General features: G+C 62.9%; 1 protein-coding gene. It reads left to right on the forward strand.

Features of this window, described 5'->3' with window-relative positions; genetic code table 11:
- Positions 1 to 13,029: non-ribosomal peptide synthetase (locus tag J3361_RS28730; RefSeq protein WP_207967375.1), on the forward strand; the 13,029-nt coding region annotated here is incomplete at both ends.

Genomic DNA, 13,029 nt, shown 5'->3' on the forward strand with positions numbered 1-13,029 from the left:
TGCCGTACCGCAACTACGTGGCCCAGGCCCGGTTGGGGGTGAGTCGTGAGGCCCACGAACAGTTTTTCCGCGACATGCTCGGCGACATTGACGAGCCGACGCTGCCGTTCGGCTTGCAGGATGTGCAAGGCGATGGTAGCGGCATCGAGGAGGTCCGCCAGGACGTCGAGGTGGACCTGAGTCGCCGGTTGCGGGCCCAAGCGCGTCAACTCGGTGTGAGCGCGGCGAGCCTGTACCACCTGGTCTGGGCGCAGGTGCTGGGTCAGGTAGCCGGTCGCGAAGACGTGGTGTTCGGCACGGTGCTCATGGGCCGGATGCAGGGCGGCGAGGGGGCCGACCGTGCGCTGGGGATGTTCATCAATACCTTGCCGTTGCGAGTGAGCCTGGGACAAACCAGTGTTCATGCCGCTGTGAAAGCAACCCATGCACGGCTGACTGAGTTGCTGGGCCACGAGCACGCCTCGTTGGTGCTGGCGCAACGCTGCAGTGGCGTGGAGGCGCCGACGCCGTTGTTCAGTGCCTTGCTCAACTATCGCCACATTGGCTCGACGACCTCGACCGAGGCATTGTCGGCCTGGAACGGTATCCAGGTGCTCGGTGGCGAAGAGCGGACCAACTACCCGTTGACATTGTCGGTGGATGACCTGGGCGAAGCATTCAGCTTCACCGTCATGACCCCGGCGCGGATCGGCGCCCAGCGCCTTTGTGGTTATGTGCAGCGAACGCTGGAGGGGCTGATCCAGATGTTGGAGCAGACGCCGGAGGCGCCGCTGCATCGGCTGTCGATCCTGCCCGCTTCGGAGTATGAGCAACTACTGGTGGCGTTCAACGCCACGCAGTCGGATTACCCGCTGGAACAGACGATTCATGGGTTGTTCGAGGCGCAGGTGCAGCGTACGCCGGATGCGGTGGCGGTGATTCGCGGCGAGCAGCGCCTGACTTATCACGAGTTGAACGAGCGGGCCAACCGCCTGGCCCATTACCTGCGCAAGCAGGGTGTACAACCGGATTCGCGAGTGGCGATCTGCGTCGAGCGCGGTATCGACATGGTTGTTGGCTTGCTGGCGATCCTCAAGGCCGGCGGTGGTTATGTGCCGTTGGACCCGGCGTATCCGCTGGATCGGATTGCCTACATGTTGAAAGACAGCGCGCCAGCAGCGGTGTTGGCGCAGACGGCGACCCTTGAATTGCTGGCAGGCGCATCGATGCCAGTGGTCGATCTGGACAGCGGGCTGTGGCAGGACGAGTCCGTCCAGAATCCCGAGGTCGCCGAGCTGACGTCCTCGCACCTGGCCTACGTGATCTACACCTCGGGTTCGACCGGCCTGCCTAAAGGCGTGATGATCGAACACCGCAACACGGTAAATTTCTTGACCTGGGCGCATCGTTCCTTCGATGACGCTACGTTGTCGAAAACCCTGTTCTCGACCTCGCTGAACTTCGACTTGGCCGTCTACGAATGCTTCGCGCCGCTGACCTCCGGCGGTAGCATCGACGTGGTCACTAATGTGCTGGAACTGCAACAGGGTGAACACGACATCACCCTGATCAACACCGTGCCGTCAGCGCTCAAGGCGTTGCTGGAGTCCGGTGGTGTAGGCGAGGGCGTCGACACGGTGAACGTCGCCGGTGAAGCCTTGAAGCGCAGCCTGGTGGAGACGTTGTTCGAGCAGACCCAGGTCAAGCGCCTGTGCAACCTCTACGGCCCTTCGGAAACCACGACCTACTCAAGCTGGGTCTCGATGGCCCGGGAAGATGGCTTTGCCGCCCACATCGGCAAACCGGTGGCGAATACTCAGTTCTACCTGCTGGACGAACATAAACAACCGGTGCCATTGGGCGTACCGGGGGAGATCTACATCGGTGGTGCCGGGGTCGCTCGCGGTTATCTCAATCGTGACGACCTCACGGCCGAGCGTTTCCTGAAAGACCCGTTCAGCCTGGCTCCAAACGCTCGCATGTATCGCACCGGCGACCTGGGCCGGTACCTGCCGGACGGCAACATCGAATACCTGGGCCGCAACGACGATCAGGTCAAGATTCGTGGTTTCCGCATCGAACTGGGGGAGATCGAAGCCAAGCTCGCCCAGGCGCCAAACATCAAGGAAACCGTAGTCCTGGCCCGTGAAGACGTCCCGGGCGACAAACGCCTGGTGGCCTATTTCACCCAGCACTCACCGGACGAAGCTGTCGCCATCGAAACCCTGCGCACGCACCTGCAAGCGCAGTTGCCAGCGTATATGGTGCCCGCCGCCTACGTGCGCCTGGATGCATTGCCCCTGACGCCGAACGGCAAGCTCGATCGCAAGGCGCTGCCTGCGCCGGATCCCGATGCCGTCATCTCCCGAGGCTACGAAGCCCCACAAGGCGACACCGAAACCGTCCTGGCGCAAATCTGGGAGGACCTGCTGGGCTTGGAGCAAGTCGGTCGCCACGACCATTTCTTCGAACTGGGCGGGCATTCCCTACTGGCCGTCAGCCTGATCGAGCGGATGCGCCAGGCCGGGCTGAGCGCCGACGTGCGCGTACTGTTCGGCCAACCCACCCTCGCGGCGTTGGCCGCAGCAGTGGGCAGGGGGCGCGAAGTCGTCGTGCCGGCCAACCGGATCCCGCGCGACTGCGCGACGATCACCCCCGACATGCTGCCACTGGTTATCCTTGACCAGGAAACCATCGACCGCATCGTGTTGACGGTACCGGGTGGTGTGCGCAACGTGCAGGATATCTATCCGCTGGCACCGTCGCAGGAAGGCATCCTCTATCACCACCTTTCAGCCGAACAGGGCGATCCCTATGTGTTGCAGGCTCGGTTTGCCCTGCAGGGCAGGCAGCGTCTCGACGATTTCGTCCAGGCCCTGCAAGGTGTCATCGACCGCCATGACATCCTGCGTACCGCCATGCTGTGGCAAGGCCTCGACGCGCCTCTGCAAGTGGTCTGGCGTGAAGCCCGGCTGGGGCTGGAGGAACTCGTCCTGGATCCGCAAGCCGGGGATATCATTCAGCAGCTACATAGCCGTTTCGACGCCAGGCGCTATGCCCTGGACATTACCCAGGCGCCGCTGATCCGTCTGGCATTTGCAGAGGACAAACCCAACCAGCGCTGGGTCGCGATGTTGCTGTTTCACCACATGGCCCTCGATCACACGGCGCTGGAAGTGGTGCGAAACGAAATGCAGGCGAACCTGCTGGGCCAGGCCGATCAGTTGGGCGAGGCGGTGCCGTATCGCAACTATGTGGCCCAAGCCTGCCTGGGCGTCAGCCGTGAAGAGCACGAGGCGTTTTTCCGCGAAATGCTCGGTGACATCGACGCGCCGACGCTGCCGTTCGGCTTGCAGGATGTCCAGGGTGATGGCTCTGATATCGAGGAAGCCAGGCTGGTCCTCGACAGCGGTCTGAGCCGTCGCCTGCGTCGCCTGGCGCGTCAGTCGGGCGTGGGCGCTGCCAGCTTGCACCATTTGGCTTGGGCTCAGGTGTTGGGGCGTGTCTCGGGTAAGAACGATTTGGTGTTTGGTACGGTGCTGATGGGCCGGATGCAGGGCGGCGAAGGTGCCGACCATGCCTTGGGCATGTTCATCAACACCTTGCCGCTGCGCGTCGCTGTCGATGACCGGGACGTCAAGGCCGGCTTGAAGGCGGTCCACGGGCGATTGAGCGCTTTGCTGGGGCATGAGCATGCCTCGTTGGCATTGGCCCAGCGCTGCAGCGCGGTCAGTGCACCCACACCCTTGTTCAGTGCCTTGTTGAACTACCGTCACTCCAGCGAACAGCCCGGTGCGGAAGATGCCCTGTCGGCTTGGCAGGGCATCGAGACCCTGGGCAGCGAAGAGCGCACCAACTACCCGCTGACGCTGTCGGTAGACGATTTGGGTGAAGATTTCGCCCTGACCGTCCTTGCCGTCGCCGGCGTTGGCGCCGGGCGGGTCTGCGGCTATATGAATGCGGCGCTGCAAAGCCTTGCCACGGCATTGGAATCCAGCCACGCATCACCACTGTACAGTCTGGATATATTGCCGTCAGCCGAGCGCCAGCAACTGCTGACTGGCTTCAACACGACCACTTGCGACTATCCACGCGATAGCACCGTTCACGCCGTGTTCCAGGCGCAGGTCCTCGCCCGTCCAGATGCCACGGCCGCGGTACAGGGCGCGCAAGGCCTGACTTACCGCGAACTCAATGCCAGGGCGAACCGCCTGGCTCATCATTTGATCGAACTGGGCGTACAACCGGGCCAGCACGTGGCGATTCTATTGGAGCGTTCGCTTGACCTGCTGGTCAGCCAGTTGGCTGTCCTCAAGTGCGCGGCGGTCTATGTGCCACTGGACATCAACGCGCCCACGGAACGTCAGCAGTTTATGGTGCGCGACAGCGGCGCGGGCGTGGTACTGACCGTCAGTGGCAAAACGCTGGAGCCTGGCACTCGGCGTGTGGACTTGGACAGGGTCGCTCTCGACAGCCTGCCGGCCCATGACCCGCAACTGCTACAGTCGAGCGAAATGCCGGCCTACATCATGTACACCTCAGGCTCCACCGGTACCCCCAAAGGCGTGCTGGTGCCGCACCGGGCGATCAATCGGTTGGTGATCAACAACGGTTATGCCGACTTCAACGCCCGGGACCGGGTCGCCTTCGCCTCCAACCCGGCCTTCGACGCCAGTACCCTTGACGTCTGGGCGCCGTTGCTCAACGGCGGTTGCGTGGTGGTGGTCGAGCAGGACGTGTTGCTGTCCCAGGAACGTTTTGCCGCGCTATTGGCCGAGCAGTCGGTCAGCGTGTTGTGGATGACGGCCGGTCTGTTCCATCAATACGCTTCGGGACTGACGGATGTTTTCCGGGAATTGCGCTATCTGATCGTAGGTGGCGATGTACTCGACCCGGCGGTCATCGATCATGTCCTGAAAGAAGGGGCGCCGGCTCATCTGCTCAATGGCTACGGCCCGACGGAAGCCACGACGTTCTCCACCACCCACGAAATCAAGACCGTGGGCGCGGGCAGCATCCCGATCGGTCGGCCGCTCGGCAACACCCGGGTCTACATATTGGATGCATACCAGCAGCCAGTGCCCATCGGCGTGGCGGGCGAGTTGTACATCGGTGGCGATGGCATCGCAAAAGGTTATCTGAACCGCCCCGAACTGACCGTTGAGAAGTTCGTCGCCGATCCGTTCAGTGCCGATCCGGATGCCTTGCTGTACCGCACCGGCGACCTGGCGCGCTGGTTGCCGGAGGGTACGGTCGAGTACCTGGGGCGTAACGACGACCAGGTGAAAATCCGTGGTTTCCGCATCGAGCCGGGCGAAATCGAAGCCAGGCTCGCCAAGCATGACGACGTCAAGGATGCTGTGATCCTGGTGCGCGAAGACGTCCCGGGCGAGAAGACCCTGGTGGCATACTTCACGCTGCGTGAGCCGAGCGAGGCTACGGATATCCAGGCCCTGCGCGCGCATCTGCAAGCGCAGTTGCCGGACTACATGGTCCCGGTGGCTTATGTGCGCCTTGATGTACTGCCGTTGACCGCGAACGGCAAAGTGGATCGCAAGGTACTGCCTGCACCGGATGTGCATGCGCTCGTTACCCGTGACTATGAAGCCCCGCAAGGCGAAGTCGAAACGACGCTGGCGTTGCTGTGGGCGGAGCTGCTCGATGTGGAGCGGGTCGGTCGCCACGATCACTTCTTCGAACTGGGCGGCCATTCGCTGTTGGCGGTCAAGCTGATCGAGAAGATGCGTCAGCTCGGCTTGCGCGCCGATGTGCGGGTGCTGTTCAGCCAGCCGACTCTCGCGGCGCTGGCCGCGGCGGTGGGCGGCGGTTGCGAGGTGCATGTCCCGGCGAACCTGATTGTCGCGGGCTGCGCACGGATCACCCCGGCCATGTTGCCATTGATGGATCTCGATCAGGAGGCGATTGACCGGATCGTGGCGACGGTACCGGGCGGTGTTGGCAACGTGCAGGACATCTATCCACTGGCGCCATTGCAGGAAGGTATTCTCTATCATCACTTGGTCGCCGGGCAGGGCGATCCCTATGTCTTGCAGGCGTCGTTCGAGTTGCAGAGTCGAGAGCGGCTGACGGCGTTCGTGGACGCCTTGCAACACGTCATCGACCGGCATGACATCCTGCGCACCAGCGTGGTGTGGCAAGGCTTCGACTCGCCGATACAAGTGGTGTGGCGTGAGGCGAAACTGCACCTGGAGGAGGTCGCCCTTGACGGCGCCGCAGGCGATGTCGCCGCCTGGTTGCAGAGCCGTTTCGACCCGCGGCATTACCGCCTGGATATCACTCAGGCGCCGATGATGCGGCTGGCCTTCGCCGAAGATGCGTCCAACCAGCGCTGGGTGGCGGTGCTGTTGTTTCACCATATGGCGCTGGATCACACCGCCATGGAGGTGGTGCAGCACGAAATGCAGGCACACCTGCTGGGTGAGGCGGATCAATTGGGTGCCGCGGTGCCGTATCGCAACTACGTGGCCCAGGCCCGGTTGGGAGCAGGCCAACAGGCGCACGAAGCGTTTTTCCGCGAGATGCTTGGCGACATGGATGAGCCAACACTGCCGTTCGGTTTGCAGGATGTGCAGGGCGATGGACGGGATATCGAACACGCCTCGCAACCGTTGGATGCGGCGTTGAGCTTGCGTCTGCGAGCCCTGGCGCGTCAGCTCGGCGTGAGTGCCGCGAGCCTGGTGCACCTGGCCTGGGCGCAGGTGCTGGGTAAGGCGTCCGGCAAGGACGACGTGGTGTTCGGCACGGTACTGATGGGCCGCATGCAAGGTGGTGATGGCGCCGATCGGGCACTGGGGATGTTCATCAACACCTTGCCTCTGCGCGTTGATGTGGGTGAGCAAACGGTACGCACGGGAGTGAAAACAACCCATGCACGGTTGACCGCATTGTTGGGGCATGAACATGCTCCGCTGGTGCTGGCGCAACGCTGCAGTGGCGTGGAGGCTCCCCTGCCGCTATTCAGTGGGCTGTTGAACTACCGCCATAGTGTTGTGGCCGATTCATCGGCGCAGTATCAAGCCGCATGGTCCGGTATCGAGGGGCTTGGCGGCGAAGAGCGCACCAACTACCCGCTGACGTTGAACGTCGATGACTTGGGCGAAGGTTTTACCTTGTCTGTGTTGGTGACATCACAGGTCAGCGCGCAACGGGTGTGCGCCTATATGCACACGGCGTTGGAAAGTCTGGCGGACGCGTTGGAACAGGCGCCTGACTCGGCATTGCGTGAGTTGTCGATTGTGCCGGCAGCGGAGCGCGAACAACTGCTGGTGGCGTTCAACGCCACCGAGGCCGATTACCCGCGGCAACAGACGATCCATGGGTTGTTCGAAGCGCAGGTGCAGCGTACGCCGGATGCGGTGGCGGTGATCCGTGGCGAGCAGCGCCTGAGCTACCGCGAGTTGAACGAGCGGGCCAACCGCTTGGCCCATCACCTGCGCAAGCAGGGCGTGGAGCCGGATTCGCGGGTGGCGATCTGTGTCGAGCGTGGCATCGATATGGTTGTTGGGTTGTTGGCGATTCTCAAGGCCGGTGGCGGTTATGTGCCGCTGGATCCGGCGTACCCGCTGGATCGGATTGCCTACATGCTCGAAGACAGCGCACCAGCAGCGGTTTTGGCGCAGGATGCTACGGTTGGGCTGTTGAGCGATGCCTCGATGGCCGTGATCAATCTCGACAGCGGTTTGTGGCAGGACGAATCCGTCCAGAATCCCGAGGTCGCCGAGCTGACGTCCTCGCACCTGGCCTATGTCATCTACACCTCGGGTTCGACCGGCCTGCCTAAAGGCGTGATGATCGAACACCGCAACACGGTGAACTTTCTGGCCTGGGCCCATCGTTCGTTCGATTCGCAGACCTTGGCTAAAACCCTGTTCTCGACTTCGCTGAACTTCGACCTGGCCGTCTACGAATGCTTCGCGCCGCTGACGTCTGGCGGCAGCATCGACGTGGTCACTAATGTGCTGGAACTGCAACAGGGCGAACACGACATCACCCTGATCAACACCGTGCCGTCTGCCCTCAAGGCCTTGTTGGAGTCCGGAGGGCTGGGCGAGGGCGTCGACACGGTGAACGTCGCCGGTGAAGCCTTGAAGCGCAGCCTGGTGGAAGCCTTGTTCGAGCAAACCCAGGTCAAGCGCCTGTGCAACCTCTACGGTCCTTCGGAAACCACGACCTATTCGAGTTGGGTGTCGATGGCTCGTGAGGACGGCTTTGCCGCACACATCGGCAAACCGGTGGCCAACACTCAGTTCTATCTGCTGGATGAACACAAACAACCGGTGCCATTGAGCGTTCCGGGGGAAATCTACATCGGTGGCGCTGGGGTCGCTCGCGGTTATCTCAATCGTGATGACCTGACGGCCGAGCGTTTCCTGAAAGACCCGTTCAGCACGGCTCCAAACGCCCGCATGTATCGCACTGGCGACCTGGGCCGCTACCTGCCGGACGGCAACATCGAATACCTGGGCCGTAACGACGACCAAGTGAAGATCCGCGGTTTCCGCATCGAGCTGGGCGAGATCGAAGCCAAGCTCGCCCAGGCGCCAAACATCAAGGAATCCGTGGTCCTGGCCCGTGAAGACGTGCCAGGTGACAAGCGCCTGGTCGCCTATTTCACCCAGAATTCGCCACCTGAAGCGCTGGATATCGAAGCCCTGCGCACGCACCTTCAAGCGCAGTTACCGGCCTACATGGTACCCGTTGCCTATGTTCGCCTCGACGCACTGCCCCTGACACCGAACGGCAAACTTGATCGCAAGGCCCTGCCGACACCAGACCTCGACGCGCTGATCACCCGTGGCTACGAAGCGCCGCAAGGCGAAATCGAAACCACTCTGGCACAAGTCTGGTCTGAGCTGCTCAAGGTTGAACGCGTCGGGCGTCATGACCACTTTTTCGAACTGGGCGGGCATTCGCTGTTGGCCGTGACGCTGATCGAGCGGATGCGTCAGGCCGGATTGAGTGCCGATGTGCGTGCGTTGTTCAGTCAACCCACCCTGGCCGCGCTGGCGGCAGCCGTCGGCGGTGGTCATGAGGTAAGTGTTCCACAGAACCGGATTCCCTCGTGCTGCGAACACATCACCCCGGCCATGCTGCCATTGGTCACGCTGGACCAGCAAACCATCGACCGGATCGTGTCGACGGTACCGGGTGGGGTGCGCAACGTGCAGGACATTTATCCGCTGGCACCGTTGCAGGAGGGCATCCTTTACCATCACCTCTCGTCTGAACAGGGCGATCCTTATGTGCTGCAGACGCAGTTCGCTTTCGACAGTCGCGAGCGCCTCGATGATTTTACCCAGGCCTTGCAAGGCGTGATCGACCGCCACGACATCCTGAGAACGTCGATGGCCTGGGAAGGACTGGAGGAGCCGGTGCAAGTGGTCTGGCGTGAGGCCGTGCTGGGTATCGAGCAAGTGAGTCTGCGGCCCGAAGACGGTGACATCGCTCGCCAACTGCAGGCGCGCTTTGACGCCCGGCATCATCGCCTGGATATCCGCCAGGCGCCGCTGATGTGTATCCGCTTTGCGCAAGATGCAGTCAACCAGCGTTGGGTGGCCACCCTGTTGTTCCACCACATGGCGCTCGATCACACGGCGCTGGAGGTGGTGCGACACGAGATGCAGGCCTATTTGCTGGGGCAGGCCGACCAGTTGGGCGCCGCGGTGCCGTATCGCAACTATGTGGCCCAGGCGCGCCTGGGTGTCGGCGCGCAGGAGCACGAAGGGTTCTTCCGCGAGATGCTCGGCGACGTCGATGAGCCGACGCTGCCATTCGGCTTGACGCAGGTCCAGGGCGACGGGCGTGGCATCGAGGAAGTCTCGGCGTCGGTCGATGAGGACCTGAGCCTGCGTCTACGGGCTCAGGCTCGCCGACTGGGCGTGGGTGCCGCGAGCCTGATCCATCTGGCCTGGGCCAGGGTCCTGGCAGTGGCTTCGGGCCAGGAAAACGTGGTCTTCGGTACGGTGCTGATGGGGCGGATGCAGGGCGGTGAGGGTGCTGACCGGGCCTTGGGCATGTTCATCAACACCTTGCCGATCTGCGTGCCGGTGAATGGGCAAAGCGTGCGGGACGCGGTGAAGACCACCCACCTGCGCCTGACCGGGCTGCTGGGGCATGAGCATGCTTCCCTCGCCTTGGCCCAACGCTGCAGTGAAGTGGCCTCGCCAGCGCCGCTGTTCAGCGCGTTGCTGAATTTGCGCCACAGTTCATTGCAGGTGACCGATGAGGGCCTGTCGGCCTGGAACGGCATGCAAATATTGTCCAGCGAGGAACGCACCAACTATCCGCTGACGTTGAACGTCGATGACCTGGGTGAAGGCTTCAGCCTGACGGTGCAGGTCGAGTCCCGGATCGGTGCGCAACGTATCTGTGATTATGTGCAGGTGGCCCTGCACAGCCTGGTCGATACCCTGGAACATGCGCCGCAAACGGCGGTGCGCAACCTCACGGTGCTGCCGCCGGCCGAACGCACGCAACTGCTGGAAACCTGGAATGCGCCAGAAGCGACGTATGCCCATGACGCGCTGATCCATCGCCAGTTCGAGGCCCAGGTCGCGACGCAACCCGACGCGGTGGCAGTGGTGTTCGAGGATCAGGCACTGACCTACGGCGAACTCAACGCCCAGGCCAACCAACTCGCCCATCGCCTGCTGTCGCTGGGCGTTAACCCGGATGACCGGGTGGCGATCTGTGTCGAACGTGGCCTGGACATGATTGTCGGCCTGTTGGGCATCTTGAAGGCGGGCGCTGGCTACGTACCGCTGGATCCGGCTTCTCCGGCGGAACGTATCGTCTACATGCTCGAGGACAGTTCCCCCGTGGCCATCGTGGTGCATGCCGCCACCCATGGGCTGCTGGCCGAAGAGTCCGTGCGGGTGATCGAACTCGATAGCCCGGCGTTGCGCAGCCAGTCCACCGTCAACCCGCAAGTGCCGGGCCTGACGTCCTCGCAGTTGGCCTACGTGATCTACACCTCGGGTTCGACCGGCTTGCCCAAGGGCGTGATGGTCGAGCACCGCAACGTCGCCCGGCTGTTCTCGGCGACCCAGCCCTGGTTCGATTTTGGTCCGCAAGACGTCTGGGCGTTGTTCCATTCCTTTGCCTTCGATTTCTCGGTTTGGGAAATCTGGGGCGCGTTGACCCATGGCGGCCGCTTGCTGGTGGTGCCGCAACTGGTCAGCCGTTCTCCGCAAGAGTGCTATGCGCTGTTGTGCGAGGCCGGGGTCACTGTCCTCAACCAGACGCCAAGTGCTTTCCGTCAATTGATTGCCGCGCAAGGCGAGAGCGATCTGCGCCACAGCCTGCGCCAGGTGATCTTTGGCGGTGAAGCATTGGAAACCGGGATGCTCAAGCCTTGGTTCGCCCGTGCAGCCAATGCCGGGACGCAACTGGTGAACATGTACGGCATCACCGAAACGACGGTGCACGTGACCTATCGCCCCCTGGAAGCGGCCGACGCGCAGTTGGCCGGTGTCAGCCCGATCGGCAAGCGCATTCCCGACCTGCAACTGTACGTGCTCGATGCCCGGCGCGAGCCGGTGCCGGTGGGTGTGGTGGGTGAGATGTATGTGGGCGGGGCGGGCGTGGCGCGGGGTTACCTGAACCGTCCCGAATTGACCCGGGAACGCTTTATCGACGACACCTTCAGCGGGTGCGAAGGCGCGCGCCTGTACCGGACCGGCGACCTCGGCCGCTGGTTGGCGGACGGCAGCGTCGAGTACCTGGGCCGCAACGACGACCAGGTGAAGATCCGCGGTTTCCGTATCGAACTGGGCGAGATCGAAACGACCCTGGCGGCCTGCCAGGGCGTCAGCGAGGCGGTGGTCATCGCTCGCGAGGACGAACCGGGCGACAAGCGGCTGGTGGCCTATGTGATCGCTGCCGAAGGTGCATCGCTAACGGCTGCCGACCTGCGTGCTCAATTGCTGGGGTCGCTGGCGGAGTACATGGTACCGGGCGCGTTCGTAGTCCTTGACGTGTTCCCGCTGACCACCAACGGCAAGCTCGACCGCAAGGCGCTGCCGGCACCGGATCAGTCATCGGTGGCGACTCGCGAATACGAAGCCCCGCAAGGCGAGGCCGAGACCGTCATCGCCGCGATCTGGCAAGACTTGCTGGACCTTGAGCAAGTCGGGCGTCACGACAACTTCTTCGAACTGGGCGGTCACTCGCTGCTGGCGGTGAAACTGATCGAACGCATGCGTCACGCCGGTTTGAGCGCCGACGTGAGGGTGCTGTTCGGCCAGCCGACGCTCGCGGCGCTGGCCGCTGCGGTCGGTGGGTATTCGGAAGTCGTGGTACCGGCCAATGGCATCCCGGATGGCTGCACGCGGATTACCCCGGACATGCTGCCATTGGCTGAGCTGGACCAATGGGCAATCGATGGGATCGTTTCGAAGGTGCCGGGCGGCGTGGCCAACGTGCAGGATATTTATGCACTGGCGCCGTTGCAGGAGGGAATTCTTTACCATCACCTCGCGGCGGCCAAAGGCGATCCCTATCTGCAATATATGATGTTCGCGTTCGACAGCTTCACACGCCTGGAGTCTTTCACCCAGGCGTTGCAATCCGTTGTCGCCCGCCATGACATCCTGCGCACGGGTGTGCTCTGGAAAGGCCTGGCCGAGCCCATGCAGGTGGTCTGGCGTGAAGCCCGGCTGGCAGTCGAGGCGGTGACGCTGGACCCGGTGGCCGGCGATATCGCCACGCAGCTGCATGAGTGTTTCGACCCCCGGCACTATCGCCTGGACATCCGCCAGGCACCGCTGATGCGGGTCGCTTATGCGCAAGATGCGGCGAACCAGCGTTGGGTGGGCATGCTGCTGTTCCATCACTTGGTGGACGACGCCACGTCGCTGGCGGCACTGTCGGCGGAGATCGAAGCGCACATGCTGGGCCAGGCACAACGCTTGCCGGCCTCGGTGCCGTACCGCAACTACGTGGCCCAGGCCCGGTTGGGGGTGAGTCGTGAGGCCCACGAACAGTTTTTCCGCGACATGCTCGGCGACATTGACGAGCCGACGCTGCCGT

The organism is Pseudomonas sp. OA65, assembly GCF_017498305.1.
GTDB lineage: Bacteria > Pseudomonadota > Gammaproteobacteria > Pseudomonadales > Pseudomonadaceae > Aquipseudomonas > Aquipseudomonas zanjanensis.